A 16,422-nucleotide genomic window follows, 5' to 3' on the forward strand; every position below is an offset into this window, starting at 1 on the left:
CCCCACCATCGCATGGCATTCGACATGACACGAATGATAAACATTCGCAAGGTGGCGAAACTACAGTCCGGCACCCTGTTCTTGCAAGGCTCAATTGCCTTGTAGGTCCCACCTTTCACAACGACTTGATCAAAGACAAAAAAGGGGCGAAGCTCTTGCCTCACCCCTTTTTGAAAAAGTACCGGTTATTTCAGGCGCATGGCTCGAAATTTCTATTCGTTGTAACCCACTTCGTCGATCATGCGGATGGCATCCGAACGAAGGGCCGCCAATTGCGTCAGCGACAAATCATCGGCCTTGAATTCGCCCCATGCCTTGACGGTATCCGACCATTCAACACCCGGCTTAACCGGATATTCGTTGTTAAGGTCGGCATAGATATGCTGGGCTTTGTCATCCGACAGGAATTCGATCAATTTGACCGCATTGTCTTTGTTCGGTGCCGAAGCGATCAGCGATACACCCGAAATATTCATCGACATGCCCCGATCCGCTTGATTCGGGAAAACAAGGTTTGCCGACTCTGCCCAGGCGCGCTGCTCCTCGTTGGCCAGCATCGCCCCGTAATAATAGGTATTGGCCAGCGCAAGATCACAAACGCCTTCCATGATCGCCTTGACCTGACCTCGGTCATTGCCCTGCGGTTTCTGGGCCAGATTGGCTTTCAGGCCTTCCAGCCAGATTTTCGCATCTTCGTAACCATGATGCGCAATCATCGAGGCAACAAGGGCGACGTTATAAACGTGGGTACCCGAACGGGTGCAGATTTTGCCTTTCCATTTCGGATCGGCCAGTTCTTCGTACGAAGTGATTTCACCCGGTGCCACACGTTCCTTGGAAGCATAAATCGCACGGCCACGCTGGGTCAGGCCGAACCACTGGCCATTGTCATCACGCAAATGGGTCGGGATATTGGCACTCAGAACGTCACTTTGCACCGGGGCGGTTACACCAGCATCAACCGCATCCTGAATACGGCCAATATCAACCGACAACAGCAAGTCAGCCGGGCTGTTTGCGCCTTCCTGCTTGATGCGTTCAACCAGGCCGTTTTCCGCGAAAATCACATTGACCTTGATGCCGGTTTCTTCGGTAAAGGCATCAAACAGTGGTTCCACCAGAAAGGGCTGACGCAGCGAATAAACATTCACTTCCTGCGCCTGGGCCGAAAACCCGGCCAGCGCCGTCGCCGCAAATGCGGCACCAAAAACTGTTTTCTTCACGCTCATCAGGACATCCCCCTAAGGATACTGGGTTTTAAAATTTGAATTGCGAACACGGATGATTACCATTCGCACGGCGCAAAGCTAACCATTTGCAAATGTAGATGCAAGTGAATTGCAGTTACCCTGAACACAAATATGTGATCTGGATCACCCCAATACTATATTGCTGCACATACATTCAAATTGGCGCAAGTAACCGGATAAAACCCGACTATCATCAGGGGCATTGGATTTATATCTGTGAAGCCACGGTTTTTACAGAAGGTTAAAGCTGCCCTTGCTGGCGTCTCGCCATGCCTCAAGAAATTCCAGCCATGCCGGAACATCCCCGGCCCGTTCTTCCAGCCACGCCACTGTCAGATTGATGGCATGGTTATAGCCGTCATGATCGGTCTGGCCGGTATGCAGGACATGACGCAAATATAAAAGATAGGTATTCAAAACATCGGTTTCACAATATCGGCGAATGGCATCGACCTCCCCCCGGTCATACATATCGGCTACCTGACTGCCATCGACCCCGGTCTTGCCCGGCAGATCAAGGGCGGCACAAACCTCGTTCATCTTGATCCGAGCCGATGCGCCGTAATCCGACAGGACTTCGGCCAGATCGCAATGCCAGTTGGGCGCATAACGCGCCGTGTAGTTTTCCCATTTATTGGCCGCCTGATGTAACCAGCGCGCCGACACGCCATATTTCATCGCCCGATATTTCAAAACCGGCAGGTCAAACCCCCGTCCGTTAAAACTGACCAACCGCGGATGCAATTTGCCGCAATGCGCAAAAAACCCGGCGACCAGTTGTTTTTCTTCACTGGCGATCTCGCCCCCGGATCGCAATTCCTCGATCTCATAGGTTTCGGTATTGCCATCGCGCACAATATTGGCGCGCAGAAAACTGATCGCCACCACCTTGTGGAAGGGCTGGCGCGGAAAGGCATTTTTGCCATCTGTAATTTTCAGATGGTATTGCGCCAGCATGTCACGCCCGATCACTGCATCAAGAGCCGTCTCCCCGGTCAATTGCGGCAACACATCGATATCGGGGATGGTTTCAATATCAAAAACGAACAGGCTATCATGCATCGGGCGTACTCCATCACCAGCGGAATCGCAAAAAAGTTACCATAGCGGCAAAACCGCATACTATCACTGTTTTCGTCACAGTTTCTGCCTTGTGCCTGGACCAACCTGCTTGAAAAGAGGATCACTGCTGACATCTCCTGTCAGTGAAAGGACCTTCACGGGTTGCGCCATCTTTTGGATCGCGTTTAAACTTTACGCTGGCTTTCTCCTTCAGATGGTAAAAACACTCAAAAGGGATGAAACGATGAAAACCCTGTCTATTGGCACTGGTCTTATCAGCGGCATGGTCATGGCAATCGGCCTTGCCCAGCCCTTTTATCCGGCACAGGCCGCCGGGCCGGAATGCGAAATCGACCGACCTGTGATGTTTGCCGGGTTGAATTATGACAGCGCACTGTTTCATAACGCGGTTGCCCGCCGGATCATTGAAGCGGGTTATGGCTGTCAGACCGATGCCCTGCCCGGCGATGTCATTCCGCTTTTGACCGGGGCGGGCAAAGGCGACATTGATGTCGTCATGGAAATCTGGCGCGACAATGTCGCCGATGCCTGGAAAAAAGCTGAAGAAGCCGGAACCGTCACCCAGATCGGGGTGAATTTCGATGATGCCATCGAAGGATGGTTTGTGCCGCGTTACGTTGTCGAAGGCGATGCAAAACGGGGAATTGAACCGATGGCCCCCGACCTGAAATCGGTCGAAGACCTGCCGCAATATGCCGAATTGTTCCGCGATGCCGAAGAACCCGGCAAAGGCCGTTTTTATAACTGCCCGGCGGGCTGGGTGTGTGAAGTGATCAATTCACGCAAGCTTACCGCCTATGGACTTGATAACAGTTTCACCAATTTCCGACCCGGCACTGGGGCGGCCCTGTCTGCCGCCATCGCATCGGCGCATAAACGTGGCGAAGCCGCCCTTTATTATTACTGGGGCCCGACATGGGTGATGGGGCTTTATGACAGCTATCAACTTGAAGAGCCGACCTATGACAAATCGATTTTTGACCAGTTGAAAGAAGACGAAAACCCGACCAAAGCCACCGCCTATCCGCAAAGCACGGTGACGGTCGGCGTAAATAACGATTTCATGAAATCAGCACCGCACCTGATCGCATTTCTGACCCATTATGAAACCAGTAATGAACTGGTATCGGAAATGCTGGCCTATATGCAGGATAACGAAAAAACACCCGAAGAAGCCGCCCTTTATTTCCTTCAAAACCATGACGATATCTGGAAATCATGGGTACCTGAAACCGTGGCACAGCAGGTTGAAAACAGCCTGTAAATCCTCACCACGCTCACTGTTTTGGGGGCAGATTTGGTTCTGCCCCCTTTTGCGTCACCATCAGGTTGGCGATTTTTTGCAGGGTTTCCAGAATGCCGTTGCGTTCGGATTTTTGCAAAATTTCAAACCGCTTCATAAACGCTCCATCCATCAGCGGCGGCGTATCGCCGACAATATCGCGCCCCTTATCGGTCAGGCAGGCATTGACAACACGTCGGTCGGTTGCATTGCGGCTACGCCGGACAAACCCCCGACTTTCCAGACGGTTTAGAATACTGGTTACCGTGGCCTGACTGAGCGACACATGAGTTGATATTTTGCGCCCCGTCACATCACCCAATTCATCAATCGCCAGCAGCACCATTAATTGCGGAACCGTAAGTCCACAAAGCTTCATGATATACTTTGAATGCAAATCTGTGGCCCGGATGATTTGCCGCAATGCAACCAAAACATCCAGAAATTCGCGGTTTATTCCCTGATCCGAGGCCATATCCGGTACTTTCCTTGTCTGTATCCAGGACAATTTATCGAGGTTATAGTTTGACATCAAATGATTTGACTTGTAACTATTGCTCCAGCGAATTGTGGCGATATTTGGGGAAGCCAAATCTGTGCAAACGGGGGATCGGAACTGTTTTCCGGCAAAACCGGCCTTCCTGTGACATCCTATGATGTCCGCATTTTTAATGCGTTCGCCGATAAAACTGACAAAGGCCCATGACCGAAAAAATCGTTGTAAAAAACCTCTATAAAGTGTTCGGCGACCGCCCAAAGCAGGCGATGCGCATGATTGAACAAGGTATCGACAAGGCTGATATTTTTGAACAGACCGGCCAGACCGTGGGCGTCTGTGACGCCAGCTTTACCGTCAATAAAGGCGAAATTTTCGTCATTATGGGGCTGTCTGGTTCGGGTAAATCAACCCTTGTACGACTGCTGAACCGTCTGATCGAACCCACCGCCGGACAGGTTATGGTCGATGGTGTCGATATTGCGGCCATGTCGGACAAGGAATTGCTGCAACTGCGCCGCCGCGATATGGCGATGGTGTTTCAATCCTTTGCCCTGATGCCGCATTTATCGGTGGCCGACAATGTTGCCTTTGGTCTTGAACTGGCCGGAATCGCGGTCGAGGAACGTCAAAGCCGCGCGTTGAACGCGCTGGAACAGGTTGGCCTGAAATCCCATGCCGCGTCCTATCCCGATGAATTGTCGGGCGGGATGCAGCAACGGGTCGGTCTGGCCCGCGCACTCGCCAATGATCCGGCGGTGATGCTGATGGACGAGGCCTTTTCGGCCCTTGACCCCCTGATCCGGGCGGAAATGCAGGATGAATTGCTAACACTTCAGCGCGAACACAAACGCACCATCATCTTTATTTCCCACGATCTGGACGAAGCCATGCGGATTGGCGACCGCATCGCCATCATGGAAGGCGGCGTGGTCGTACAGATCGGAACGCCCGAGGAAATCCTCAATAATCCGGCCAATGATTACGTCAAATCCTTCTTTCGCGGTGTCGATGTCTCAACCGTGCTTAGCGCCAAAGACATTGCCTCGAAACGACAGGTAACCGTGATTGAACGCGCCGGGGTTGGCCTTAAAACCGCCCTGAACCGCCTGCGCGCCGAAGACCGCGAATTTGGCTATATCGTCGGGGATCAGCTTGATTTTCATGGCGTTGTCTCGGTTGACAGCCTTGATGCCGCAATCAAGGCCGGGGCACAGAAATTCAACGAAGCCTTTTTGCCCGATGTCACGCCGGTATCGGCCGATACCCAGCTTTCCGATCTGATCGGAACCGTGGCGCATGCGCCGTGCGGTGTGCCTGTAATTGCCGAAAATGGCAAATATCTGGGCGTGATTAAAAAAGCCAACCTGCTGGCAACGCTTGACCGCGAAGGAGACAGTTTGCATGGCGGATGATACCAACCCCTGGGCCACAGCTCCGACTGAAGACGCCGCCCCGGCCAATGCCGAAGGCGCGCCTGCCAATCCGTGGGGCACTGGCGACGAACCTGCTACCGATACGGCGGGCGACTGGCTGTCCAATGCCACCCCGGCGGTCGAAGAACCTTTCAATATCCTTGATCCGTTCAATAACACCCTGATTCCGATTGACGATGTGGTCAATGACGGGCTGGGCTGGGTCGTTGATAATTTTCGCGGATTTTTTCAGGCCGTGCGCTGGCCGATTGACGGCACATTAAGCGCGGTCGAAGCCGGTTTACAAGCCACCCCTGCCCTTGTCATCATTGTCATTATGGCCCTGATCGCCTGGCAGATTGCCGGACGGCAACTGGCGATTGGCACCCTGATCTCGATGATTGTGGTAGGCCTGATCGGCGCATGGTCCGAGGCCATGGTAACCTTGTCACTGGTCCTGACATCGGTGTTGTTTTGTGTGGTGATCGGACTTCCGACCGGCATCTGGCTGGCGCGTAATGAACGGGCCGCCAATGCGGTGCGCCCGATTTTGGATGCCATGCAAACCACCCCGGCCTTTGTCTATCTGGTGCCGATTGTCATGCTGTTTGGCATTGGCAATGTGCCGGGCGTGGTGGTGACCATCATTTTCGCCCTGCCACCGCTGATCCGCCTGACCATTCTGGGTATCCGGCAGGTGCCGCCCGATCTAATCGAGGCCGCCCGATCCTTTGGCGCAAATCCGCGTCAGCTTTTGCTTCGCGTGCAATTGCCACTCGCAATGCCGACCATTATGGCCGGGGTCAATCAGACCCTGATGCTGGCCCTCTCGATGGTGGTGATCGCGTCCATGATCGCGGTTGGCGGATTGGGGCAAATGGTTTTGCGCGGCATTGGCCGCCTGGACATGGGGCTGGCGACGGTTGGCGGCATTGGCATTGTTCTACTGGCGATTGTGCTGGACCGCATGACCCAGGCACTGGGCCGCGATGAACGCTCGAAAGGCAGCCGTCACTGGTATGAAACCGGCCCGGCCGGTGTGATCCGCTCCTTGCTTGGCAAGGGTGGAAACAACGCCACGACGACTGCGAAAAATGGCTGAAAACAGCCAAAATGAAAAACAGGAGAAGCTTATGACATTTTTGAAAAAACTGACCTCGGGTGCCGCGATTGCAGTGACAGGCAGCCTGCTGGTAACAGGTGCGGCCTTCGCCAATGACAAACCGGGCGACGGCGTTGAAGTGCAGCCGCTGCAAAGCTCCATCGCCGAAGAAACCTTTCAGACCCTGCTGGTCGCCAAGGGGCTTGAGGAACTGGGCTATGACGTCAACAGCATCCAGGAAATCGAATATGCCGCCGGACACGTTGCCCTTGGCAATGGCGATGCGACCTTTATGGCCGATCACTGGAACCCGCTGCATGCTGATTTTTACAATGCGGCTGGCGGGGATGAAAAACTCTATCGCGAAGGGGTTTATTCCCCCGGCGCGTTGCAGGGTTACCTGATCGACAAGAAAACTGCCGAAGAACACAATATCACCAGCATTGATCAGCTCAAAGACCCGGAAATCGCCAAAATTTTTGATACCAATGGCGATGGCAAGGCCGATCTGGCCGGTTGCAATCCCGGCTGGGGCTGTGAAGCGGTGATTGAACACCATCTGGACGCCTATGGATTGCGCGATACCATCACACATAATCAGGGTTCCTATTCCGCCATCATCGCCGATACCATCACCCGTTACAATCAGGGCGAACCTGTGCTGTATTACACTTGGACTCCGTATTGGGTCAGTGGCGTTCTGGTCCCCAACGAAGATGTTATCTGGCTGGAAGTGCCGTTTTCATCCCTGCCGGGTGCCCAGTCCGAGATGGACACCGCCCTGCCCGATGGCAAAAATTACGGCTTTCAGGTAAATAACCAGCAAATCATAGCCAATCTCGCATTTGCCGAAGCCAACCCGGCGGCGGCGAAACTGTTTGCCATCATGGAAATCTCGGCCAACGACATCAGTGCGCAAAACCTGCGCATGCGTGATGGTGAGAAATCGGCTGACGACATTGCCCGCCACGCCGACGCATGGATTGCCGCCAACCGCGCCAAATTCGATGACTGGCTTGAAGAATCCCGTGCTGCGGCAAAATAACGCGATACCTATCTGACGATCCGGCCTTACCGGCCAGATCACCGGAACCGACACAGCCCGCAGGGAATGCCTTGCGGGCTGTTTTATTACCTACTACCCCTCCATTCTGTCAGGAGATGTCAGTCACCGGGGCATTTGGCCGTGCGTTCGCGGTTTGATCTTGCTAGGCTTTGATGCTCGTTGATTTATTCATCACGACAGGTCGGATCACGCCATGTTTCCAGAAGAACTGAGTCTGCCCTTGGGCAAATGGGTCAATCGTTTTGTCGATTGGCTGGTGGTGAATTATGGCGACGGGTTTTCGGCCTTTGCCGACAGCCTGCTGATCCTTCTGGTGTGGCTGGAGCAGATTTTGCGCGGCACCCCGTGGTGGCTTGTGGTTCTGACCCTTATTGCCATCGGATTTCACGCCAGCCGAAGCTGGAAAATCGCCGCCGGGTTGGGCATTGCGATGATCGCTATCGGGTCGCTGGGCCTGTGGGACAAGGCGATGCAGACCCTCGCCCTGATGATTGTCGCCACCAGTCTGTCGGTTGCAATCGGCATTCCGGTCGGCATTGTCATGGCGTTATCCAACAGGTTGCGTGCCGTGATGTTGCCGGTGCTTGACACCATGCAAACCATGCCCAGTTTCGTTTATCTGATCCCGGCTTTGATGCTGTTCGGGCTGGGCAAGGTTCCGGCGATTCTGGCAACCGTGATCTATGCCGCCCCGCCGGTGATGCGCCTGACCGATCTGGGCATCAGGCTGGTGGACCGCGAGGTTCTGGAAGCCTCGCGGTCCTTTGGGGCCAGCCGCGGGCAAATCCTGTGGGGCGTGCAATTGCCTCTGGCCCTGCCCAATATCATGGCCGGGATCAACCAGACGACGATGATGGCGATTTCGATGGTGGTGATTGCCTCGATGATCGGCGCACGCGGGCTGGGTGAACAGGTCCTGATCGGTATTCAACGTCTTGATGTCGGTGCGGGGATGGAGGCAGGGATTGCGATTGTCCTGCTGGCGGTTGTATTTGACCGCATCGGTCAATCCTATGGCAAGCGTGCGCAGCGCAGCAAACCGGCGGGAGACGGCGCATGAGCTATCTTGAAATCCGCAATATTTACAAAATTTTTGGCCCGCATCCCCAACGCGCCCTTGAAATGGCGATGGCCGGCGATGACAAGGACAGCATCCTTGCCAAAACCGGCCATACCGTGGGCCTGTCGAATGTTTCGCTGTCGGTTGAACGCGGTGAAACATTTGTGGTGATGGGCTTGTCCGGATCGGGGAAATCGACCCTGATCCGCCATCTGAACCGCCTGATTGATCCGACATCGGGCGAGGTTCTGTTTGACGGTACCGATATTTTGTCAATGTCGATCCCGGATTTGAATACCTTTCGCCGGGCAAAATTGGGTATGGTATTTCAACGATTTGGGCTTTTACCCCATCGCACAGTTCTTGAAAATGTTGCCTATGGCCTTGAAATACAGCGGATCAACCGCACAATACGCCATCAACGCGCCCGCAATTGGATCACGCGCGTCGGCCTTGGCGGATACGAGGACAGTTTCCCCGATCAGTTATCCGGCGGCATGCAGCAACGGGTCGGCCTGGCACGGGCGCTCACCACCGATCCGGAAGTTTTGTTGATGGACGAGGCATTTTCCGCCCTTGACCCTTTGATCCGTGCCGATATGCAGGATGAATTGATGGCATTACAAACTGAATTGCACAAAACCATCGTTTTCATCACCCATGATCTGGACGAAGCCCTGAAACTGGGTGACCGCATTGCCATCCTGAAAGACGGGATGCTGGTACAGGTCGGTCGCCCCGAAGACATCATTCTGAGCCCGGTTGATGATTATGTTCGCGCCTTTACCCGCGATGTGAACCGCAGCCGTGTTCTGCGCGCCAGATCATTGATGACCCCCCTTTCACTGCCCTGCGGGCAGGCTGTCGATGCTATATGGCCGCAAGTTCAAAGCGATATGCGCCTTGAGGATATCCTGCCCGTCGCCCTTGCCACAAACGGATCTATCGCCGTGATGGACCAACACGAACAACCGGTGGGCATTCTGACCAGACAACAGGTGATTGATGCAATTTCAGTATAAATTACATTTTATCCAATCACCCTCTTGATAAAAGTTCTGCGGCCAACAACGTTAGGAGTGTATGTAACACCTTCAATCCTATGGCAAAATCTTGACCACACATTTCCCCAACATCCTTCATGTCGTCTGCGAAGGCGAACGCACCCGCCTGATGCCCGCCAGATTATTGGGGTTTGAGGTACAAACATCGTCGATTGCGGAAAAAATACCCACCGCAGCGAAAACCATTGTGTTCGATATCGATCTTGGTGATGCGCGCAATATTGCAAAGCTGGCGGCATTTCGCAAAACGGCCCCGGCGACCTGCAAACAAATTTTTGCCATCGGCAAAGGCAATTTACAGGAAGAATTGCAGGCTACTACCCTTGGCGCACGTCAGACCATCACAAAACCGTTATGCGAAAACGGGCTTGCGCGGATTATCGAAGGGCTGCGCGATGCAGCCGGAATTACGACGCCAACGGCCAGCAAGGCGGTCAATGCCGCCGCCCGGACACTCGAACATAGCTTTGCCCGCTTTCGCGCCAAACAGCCGGTCGATCTTGCCGAAGTCAGTGCGACGGGGGCAGAAATCGCCAAAAGCATCGGCAATGTCGGGATTGCGGAATGGCTTTCGACCGTACGCGCCTATCACCAGACAACGTTTCAACATATTTTGATCGTCACCGGGCTTGCCTGTTCCTTTGCGACGTCGCTTGGCATGCGTAAGGCAGATATCGACAAGCTGACCATTGCCGGGCTATTACATGATATTGGCAAGGTCGATATCCCCGCCGCAATCCTTGACAAACCGGGCAAACTGACACCGGACGAGCTTGACATTATCCGCACCCATCCGCGTACCGGGCACCTGTCGCTGTCGCGACAGCGCGACCTTGGCGACGATGTCCTCGATGCGATTTTACATCATCATGAATTTCTGGATGGCAGCGGTTATCCCGACGGGCTTGCCGGTGATCAGATCCGTGATCTGACCCGCATCCTGACCATTTGCGATATTATGGGGGCTTTGCTGGAACGCCGCGCCTACAAGGAGCCGTTTTCGGTTGAACAATCCGTCTCTATTCTGATGAATATGGCTTCGGCTGGCAAGATTGAAACCGTTCTGGTCCATGCCTTGGCCCGCACGCTTGAAAATAAGGCCAGCAGTACAAGCTCCCTGCCCGATCAGGACGAAATCGACATGGCCCCGCTATATCTGTCGGCCAACGAGGCCGGGTAATTTGCCGTCTCGCGCCGAAGGCCATTCGGCACAGCAGACACCCTTGCAATATCGTCGGGCGGGAACATCGAAATCAGGGGCGGTTGCGCCTGATCCTTGTCCGACAGGACCGGATTTTGCCCATATAATTGCCAGTCAATTGCAAGGTCCGGATCATTCCAGGCAATACCGCGATCATGGTCGGGGCTATAATAATCGCTGACCTTGTAAATCACTGTAGTATCGGGAATCAAGGTGCGAAAACCATGCGCAAAGCCCGGCGGAATCCACAATTGATGCCAGTTCTGATCGGTCAGTTCGATGCGGATATGACGGCCGAATGTTTTTGACCCGGGCCGGATATCGACCGCAATATCAAGGATCGCCCCACGGGCAACCCGCACCAGTTTGCCCTGCGCACGCGGCGATACCTGAAAATGCAGGCCGCGAATGGTATTCGCCGGACCGCTGACCGACTGGTTTTCCTGCACCAGCGTCACATCGCCAATCGCGGTGCGAAATTCATCCTCGCGAAAGGTTTCGGCAAAAATACCGCGAGGATCGCGATGCTGGTTGGGAACAAAAAGCATCGGTCCGTCAATCTCAAAGCTGTCAAACTGCATATCCTGTTCCTTTCAGTTGCTGACCCGGATAGGCACCCGGACCAGTTGGCGGGTCATAGCCCATTTGCCGCCCTCGCGAACCGGTCGGAACCGCACAAACAGCAGACTGGCATCATCATCCATTGTGCCATACATCCGGTCTGTGCTGTCCTGATCCATCAGGGACGGGTAACTGATATATGGATCGCCCGGCCCGGCATCAGGTTTCAAATTTGCCGCCATCAATTGTTTGGGCATCGACCAGTCGATCAGATCATCTGATGTCGAATAATAAATGCCGCGTTCGCTGCCACCGCCATCAATTTTGCGACGATGCTGATAAACCGCGATGAAACTGTTGGTTCCTTCATGGTGGATCAGGCCGCGAATGGATGTGACGCCATACGGGGCAATCCGGGCGCAATCGGTCGCAATCACCTGCCAGCCCGCATCGGTCAGACGGGCGGCATCGCGAAATTCCTGCCCGTCCCAGATTTGCCAGCTTGATGGATCATCTTCGGCCGCCCGCACCAGACAATTGCGCGATTCCTGCCATGTCGCTTCACGCCGCCAGACAATCGAATACAAATATCCCTGCCAGCGCACGATATTGGTAGCGGTGACATAACTGGGCGGATTGTTGCGGTCATCACGATAGGTTTCCGGTGGCGGGAACGGGGCATGATGAGGTGGTGCCGCCTGATATTGAAAATTTTGCCCGCCATCGGTCGATTTCAGGGTCACCAGCCCGTTGATCCAGCAATCAGTGCGCTGGTCCCCTGCCCGACATTTCATCGCATGGCGATAGGGCATGAAACTGGCACTGGCAAAGGCATACACATTTTTGCCGTCATCGGTATAAATCGCATGTAGCCATGTGCGATCATCCAGCATATCTGGGTCGGCTTTGCCAGCCGCCATAAATCGGCTCCGGCAATCCTTTTGCAGACTGTCCAGATCATCGCCGACAAAGGCACGGTTGCGGAAATTGGGCGCAAACAACACCATTTTACCGGCATCATTGCGAAAGGCCCGTGCCGGGGCATCGGGCAAATGCGAATTGTCACAGGCGTCGGTGACGGTATCAAACACAATGGTTTCATCACCAGCAACCGACAGTTCCAGCGCGCTTGCCGGGTGATCATCGGCAAAAACCGCCCCGACAACCGCCAGAATCGCACTGCATCCAGCCAGAAACAATGGACGCGCGAAGCGTTGTGAGGGGCCACTTCGCGCGTCCTCAGTCATGTCACGCCGCCTTGATCAGGTTTGGGGTCGGGTCGCCACCAAGACGATGTGCCATGCTGTTCTCCTCAAGAAACGCCTTCAATTCGCCAAACCGGCGGATATAGGTTTTCTCGAAATGATCGAAATCCGCGCTATCCCATGCTTCTTCAAATGAGAAACGATCCATATGGCGGCCATCGACAAACGGAATACCCAAGGTTTTGACAAATTCCCGGGTGCGGGTGTCGTACGTGACGTAAAGTGCGGGGATCTCATTGGCCAGCGCCAACAGATTGCCGTGCAGACGGAACCCGGTCACCGCATCAAGTTTCTGTTCGGCCTCCTCGAAATCCTGCACGGTTTCAAAGACACTGAGTGACGACAGATACAGTTTCAGCAACGGGTCCTCGGCACCGTAAATCCATTTATCCTCGACCAGCGCCTTGACCGCACCGGCCATGGCTTTTTCGGAATCCGGGATCTGTTTGCGATTGGCATAGAAGATGGTTTTTTCTTCCAGTTCGCCCGCACACAGGATTTCGGTGTTATAGCGATCCGCCAAAGTCCGCAGCATGTAACGTTGCAGGGTGGCGAAACCATAGGTCTTGCGCCGCAAGGTAAAGCCCAGATTTTTGATGTCCCCCGCCGAAACCCGTTTGAGGTTCAGCGATGGTTTGCAATGGCGGAACATGGTCGGACAGCCAAAGACGCGAACATTGTTAATCCCGATTGATTTCAGCGCCGTGCGCGACAATTCCCCGCGAACCCCCAACGTGACTGACCGGTCGGCCACCACTTGCAGGAACCGTTTGGTTGACTCGTTGACATATTCCTCGGAATTGTCAGGCACCTGCACGCCAATGCCAAAGGCGATCACCGGGACCTTGGTTTTTTCCAGAACCCGCGTAATCGGGTCCCACTGGCCGTTGGTATTGATGTAGTTGGAACCGCGTAAAAAGATGTAATCAAGCGTATTGATCTTATCGACCTGCTTTTCCGTCAGATCACCGGTCGCCGGGGCATAGATCGGAAACAGTTCGGCATAATCGAGAATACGCAGCGATGATTCATAAACAAAGCAATCGCCGATATTGGTGAAAAGCTGTGTCGCTTTTTGCGGATCATTAAAGGTATGGGTCACCACATGATCGTGGTTGATCACCTTGCCTGCCGGCATCAGAACCCCGATATGCGGTTTGCGGCCATTGGCTTGCGAAGTTTCGCTCATGATCTGGTCTCCTGCTGTGGGCTTGTGCTGTTTTCAGCATTGCGGGCCACGGGTTTGCTCGTCAAAATCCAGGCCGCAATCAGGCCGCATCGACCTGTCGGGTTTTCAGACTTTCTTCCCAGTCCAGCGCGTGACGCACGATGGTATCAAGATCATCATATTGCGGCTTCCATGCCAGTTTGGCGCGGATGCGATCCGCACCGGCAATCAGAGCGGCCGGGTCGCCGGGGCGGCGTTCGGCCAGTTTGACCGGGAAATCAATACCCGAAACCCGTTTGACCGCATCAATGACCTCGCGGACCGAAAATCCGCGTCCGTAACCGCAATTGATCACATCGCTTTCGCCACCCTTTTCCAGATATTCCAGTGCCAAAAGATGGGCATTCGCCAAATCGCTGACATGAATGTAATCGCGGACACACGTGCCATCGGGCGTCGGGTAATCCTCGCCGTAAATTTCAAGATGGCCGCGCCCGCCGGTCGCCGCCTGACTGGCAATTTTGATCAGATGGGTGGCCTTGCGCGATGTCTGCCCTGACCGTCCCTGGGGATCGGCCCCGGCAACATTGAAATAACGCAGGGCGATATAATTCAGGTCATGGGCGACCGACGCATCCTGCAACATCTTTTCCGTCATCATTTTCGACGTGCCATAGGGCGAAATCGGCTTGGACGGAAAATCCTCAAGGATCGGAGTTTTTTCAGGTTCGCCATACACCCCGGCGGTCGAGGAAAAGATGAAATGTTTGATCCCGGAATCCACGGCGGCCTGCGCCAAGGCACGGGAATTAACCGTGTTGTTGTAATAATAATCCAGCGGATAAACCACGGATTCCGGCACAACGATTGATCCGGCAAAATGCAGGATCGCAGTCACATCATGATCATGGATGATTTTCATCACCAGGTCATAATCGCCACAATCACCCTCGACAAAGGCCGCCCCGACCGGCACCGACCAGCGATGCCCCTGGCTGAGATTATCAAGGATCACCACATCCCGCCCGGTGTCGAGCAACGCCAGTGCCGTATGGCTGCCGATATAACCAGCCCCGCCTGTTACAAGTACAGTCATTTTGTAGCCTCCTGTAATCGCCCCGTGATCGGGGCGGCAATAAGGTGCCGTCGCCGAATGGCGACAGCACCGCCGGTTTTCAGATCAGGCGACCTTGCGCACGGGATTTCCCGGCCGGGCCATGACATCAACCATTTTGTGGTCGATGTTGTTTTCACTCAGAAAGGTCTGCATTTCACGATAGGTCTGGAACCAGGCGCGATTGAATTTGTCGAACAGGGACTGGTCCCAGTAATCCTCCAGCACAAAGTCTTTTTGTGAAAAGACGTCATAGCTGGGGATCTGATAGGTCTCGGCAAATTCGACAGTGCGGCTGTCGTAGGTGAAATAGATTGACGGCACCCCATTGGACAACGCCATCAGATTGCCATGCAGGCGATAGCCCAGAACGCAATCCTTGGTCCGCACCAGATCTTCGTAATCCGATACCACATCGGAATAGAACATCTTCTCGCGATAGAGTTTTTCCATCGTGTCATCAAGATACCAGTTCTTGACCCAGTCATTGTTCTTGAGCGAGGCCATTGCCTCTTCTTTCTGGGCGTTGGAACCAAAAACCAGTTTCTTTTCTTCCGGCTCGCCCTGCGCCATCAAGGTGACGTCAAAACGACCGGCCAGTTCCTTGACCAGATCGCGATGGAAGGTTAGATAGCGTTTGATATCCTGCGCATAGGCCGGTGAAACCTCACGGCGCAGGGTAACGCCAACATTTTTAACCTGATCAAGTGCCGGAAGATTGATCCGCATATCGGGATTATTGGCGCGAAACGCCGTCGGACAGCCGATAATCCGCACATTGGTAATGCCGATATCCCACAAAACCTGTGCGGTATAAGCACCCCGCACCCCAATGGACGGAGTTGAATCGGCCATCATTCGCAACACTGTTTTGGTCTGATCGGATAATTCCAGCTTGCCCTTGACCGGGGCCTGTGCGCCGATGCCAAATCCCAAAACCGGAAGATTCAAACGCTTAAGCACCGCAATGGTATTGCGCCAGTCCATGTGAGAATGGATATAGTTCGATCCCCGCAGAAAGACATAATCATATTCCTCGCGCAGGCGGTCGATGTCTTCCATTTTCGGCTCGGCAATCGGCAACACGCCAAGCTTGTCAAAATTCAAAAGTTTAAGCGAAGAATCAAAAACAAAGGCGTCACCAATGTTGTGATAGTGATCGATGCTTCGCTGAATATCCTGATAGTTGTACCAGCGGACACAGTCGTGATCGTAGACTTCTCCCGAAGGGATCATTACGAGGACACGCGCCATTCTCTTTCTCCTTACTTTGGTAGGGCCGGGGTTTGGTTAAC

15 protein-coding genes are annotated in these 16,422 nt (G+C 54.0%); 7 read left to right on the plus strand and 8 right to left on the minus strand.

Annotated elements, in window-relative coordinates:
- Positions 1–212: 212 nt before the first annotated feature.
- Both Q8O73_RS08380 and Q8O73_RS08385 read right to left on the minus strand, forming a co-directional pair.
- Positions 213–1,229, minus strand: coding sequence for a Fe(3+) ABC transporter substrate-binding protein (locus tag Q8O73_RS08380; protein ID WP_305557457.1), 1,017 nt, complete (start codon positions 1,227–1,229; stop codon positions 213–215).
- A gap of 252 nt (positions 1,230–1,481) precedes the next feature.
- The gene (locus Q8O73_RS08385; protein ID WP_305557460.1) at positions 1,482–2,312 is read right to left on the minus strand and encodes a 3'-5' exonuclease; all 831 of its coding nucleotides are present in this window, start codon (positions 2,310–2,312) and stop codon (positions 1,482–1,484) included.
- Positions 2,313–2,556: 244 nt separating this feature from the next.
- Here Q8O73_RS08385 and Q8O73_RS08390 point away from each other — a divergent pair, with 244 nt between their 5' ends.
- On the plus strand, positions 2,557–3,597 hold the full coding sequence (locus Q8O73_RS08390; protein WP_305557462.1) for an ABC transporter substrate-binding protein: 1,041 nt from the start codon (positions 2,557–2,559) through the stop codon (positions 3,595–3,597).
- A 13-nt stretch (positions 3,598–3,610) separates the two neighbouring features.
- Here the strand turns inward: Q8O73_RS08390 and Q8O73_RS08395 are convergent, their stop codons facing one another.
- A complete protein-coding gene (locus Q8O73_RS08395; RefSeq protein WP_305557464.1) occupies positions 3,611–4,090 on the minus strand; it encodes a MarR family winged helix-turn-helix transcriptional regulator in 480 nt (159 codons plus the stop codon).
- Between the two features lie 227 nt (positions 4,091–4,317).
- Here Q8O73_RS08395 and proV point away from each other — a divergent pair, with 227 nt between their 5' ends.
- The 6 genes from proV to Q8O73_RS08425 all read left to right on the plus strand — a co-directional run bounded on the left by proV (position 4,318) and on the right by Q8O73_RS08425 (position 10,998).
- Positions 4,318–5,526, plus strand: coding sequence for a glycine betaine/L-proline ABC transporter ATP-binding protein ProV (gene proV / locus Q8O73_RS08400; protein WP_305557466.1), 1,209 nt, complete (start codon positions 4,318–4,320; stop codon positions 5,524–5,526).
- Entirely contained in the window at positions 5,516–6,628 is a 1,113-nt protein-coding gene (gene proW, locus Q8O73_RS08405) for a glycine betaine/L-proline ABC transporter permease ProW (RefSeq protein WP_305557469.1), read from the plus strand. The genes proV and proW overlap by 11 nt, the downstream gene beginning before the upstream one ends.
- Positions 6,629–6,659: 31 nt before the next feature.
- Positions 6,660–7,673 (plus strand): glycine betaine/L-proline ABC transporter substrate-binding protein ProX, encoded by a 1,014-nt coding sequence (gene proX / locus Q8O73_RS08410; protein WP_305557472.1) that lies wholly within the window; start codon positions 6,660–6,662, stop codon positions 7,671–7,673.
- Between the two features lie 214 nt (positions 7,674–7,887).
- Entirely contained in the window at positions 7,888–8,754 is an 867-nt protein-coding gene (locus Q8O73_RS08415; RefSeq protein WP_305557475.1) for a proline/glycine betaine ABC transporter permease, read from the plus strand.
- Complete coding sequence (locus Q8O73_RS08420) at positions 8,751–9,776, plus strand: glycine betaine/L-proline ABC transporter ATP-binding protein (RefSeq protein WP_305557478.1); 1,026 nt, start codon at positions 8,751–8,753, stop codon at positions 9,774–9,776. Before Q8O73_RS08415 ends, Q8O73_RS08420 begins: the two co-directional genes overlap by 4 nt.
- Before the next feature lie 91 nt (positions 9,777–9,867).
- The gene (locus Q8O73_RS08425) at positions 9,868–10,998 is read left to right on the plus strand and encodes an HD-GYP domain-containing protein (protein ID WP_305557481.1); all 1,131 of its coding nucleotides are present in this window, start codon (positions 9,868–9,870) and stop codon (positions 10,996–10,998) included.
- On the opposite strand, the gene rfbC is transcribed toward Q8O73_RS08425, so the two are convergent.
- The 5 genes from rfbC to Q8O73_RS08450 all read right to left on the minus strand — a co-directional run bounded on the left by rfbC (position 10,944) and on the right by Q8O73_RS08450 (position 16,381).
- Positions 10,944–11,600 carry a dTDP-4-dehydrorhamnose 3,5-epimerase gene (gene rfbC, locus Q8O73_RS08430; protein ID WP_305557484.1) on the minus strand — a complete coding sequence of 219 codons (657 nt, stop codon included), beginning with the start codon at positions 11,598–11,600 and terminating at the stop codon, positions 10,944–10,946. The two genes, Q8O73_RS08425 and rfbC, sit on opposite strands and share 55 nt — an antisense overlap.
- A gap of 12 nt (positions 11,601–11,612) precedes the next feature.
- Entirely contained in the window at positions 11,613–12,827 is a 1,215-nt protein-coding gene (locus tag Q8O73_RS08435) for a hypothetical protein (protein ID WP_305557487.1), read from the minus strand.
- Between the two features lies 1 nt (position 12,828).
- Complete coding sequence (locus Q8O73_RS08440) at positions 12,829–14,034, minus strand: polysaccharide pyruvyl transferase family protein (RefSeq protein WP_305557490.1); 1,206 nt, start codon at positions 14,032–14,034, stop codon at positions 12,829–12,831.
- 79 nt (positions 14,035–14,113) lie between these two features.
- Positions 14,114–15,109 (minus strand): UDP-glucose 4-epimerase GalE, encoded by a 996-nt coding sequence (gene galE, locus Q8O73_RS08445; RefSeq protein WP_305557492.1) that lies wholly within the window; start codon positions 15,107–15,109, stop codon positions 14,114–14,116.
- An 84-nt stretch (positions 15,110–15,193) separates the two neighbouring features.
- Positions 15,194–16,381, minus strand: a complete 1,188-nt coding sequence (locus tag Q8O73_RS08450; RefSeq protein WP_305557495.1) for a polysaccharide pyruvyl transferase family protein — start codon at positions 16,379–16,381, stop codon at positions 15,194–15,196.
- Positions 16,382–16,422: the final 41 nt, after the last annotated feature.

The organism is Thalassospira sp., from assembly GCF_030690045.1.
Lineage (GTDB): Bacteria > Pseudomonadota > Alphaproteobacteria > Rhodospirillales > Thalassospiraceae > Thalassospira.

What these genes read in the sequence shown, in the direction of transcription:
- Q8O73_RS08380 (WP_305557457.1), bottom strand. Translation starts at nt 1,229, where the DNA reads ATGAGCGTGAAGAAAACAGTTTTTGGTGCCGCATTTGCGGCGACGGCG.
- Q8O73_RS08385 (WP_305557460.1), bottom strand. Translation starts at nt 2,312, where the DNA reads ATGCATGATAGCCTGTTCGTTTTTGATATTGAAACCATCCCCGATATC.
- Q8O73_RS08390 (WP_305557462.1), top strand. Translation starts at nt 2,557, where the DNA reads ATGAAAACCCTGTCTATTGGCACTGGTCTTATCAGCGGCATGGTCATG.
- Q8O73_RS08395 (WP_305557464.1), bottom strand. Translation starts at nt 4,090, where the DNA reads ATGGCCTCGGATCAGGGAATAAACCGCGAATTTCTGGATGTTTTGGTT.
- proV (WP_305557466.1), top strand. Translation starts at nt 4,318, where the DNA reads ATGACCGAAAAAATCGTTGTAAAAAACCTCTATAAAGTGTTCGGCGAC.
- proW (WP_305557469.1), top strand. Translation starts at nt 5,516, where the DNA reads ATGGCGGATGATACCAACCCCTGGGCCACAGCTCCGACTGAAGACGCC.
- proX (WP_305557472.1), top strand. Translation starts at nt 6,660, where the DNA reads ATGACATTTTTGAAAAAACTGACCTCGGGTGCCGCGATTGCAGTGACA.
- Q8O73_RS08415 (WP_305557475.1), top strand. Translation starts at nt 7,888, where the DNA reads ATGTTTCCAGAAGAACTGAGTCTGCCCTTGGGCAAATGGGTCAATCGT.
- Q8O73_RS08420 (WP_305557478.1), top strand. Translation starts at nt 8,751, where the DNA reads ATGAGCTATCTTGAAATCCGCAATATTTACAAAATTTTTGGCCCGCAT.
- rfbC (WP_305557484.1), bottom strand. Translation starts at nt 11,600, where the DNA reads ATGCAGTTTGACAGCTTTGAGATTGACGGACCGATGCTTTTTGTTCCC.
- Q8O73_RS08435 (WP_305557487.1), bottom strand. Translation starts at nt 12,827, where the DNA reads ATGACTGAGGACGCGCGAAGTGGCCCCTCACAACGCTTCGCGCGTCCA.
- Q8O73_RS08440 (WP_305557490.1), bottom strand. Translation starts at nt 14,034, where the DNA reads ATGAGCGAAACTTCGCAAGCCAATGGCCGCAAACCGCATATCGGGGTT.
- galE (WP_305557492.1), bottom strand. Translation starts at nt 15,109, where the DNA reads ATGACTGTACTTGTAACAGGCGGGGCTGGTTATATCGGCAGCCATACG.
- Q8O73_RS08450 (WP_305557495.1), bottom strand. Translation starts at nt 16,381, where the DNA reads ATGGCGCGTGTCCTCGTAATGATCCCTTCGGGAGAAGTCTACGATCAC.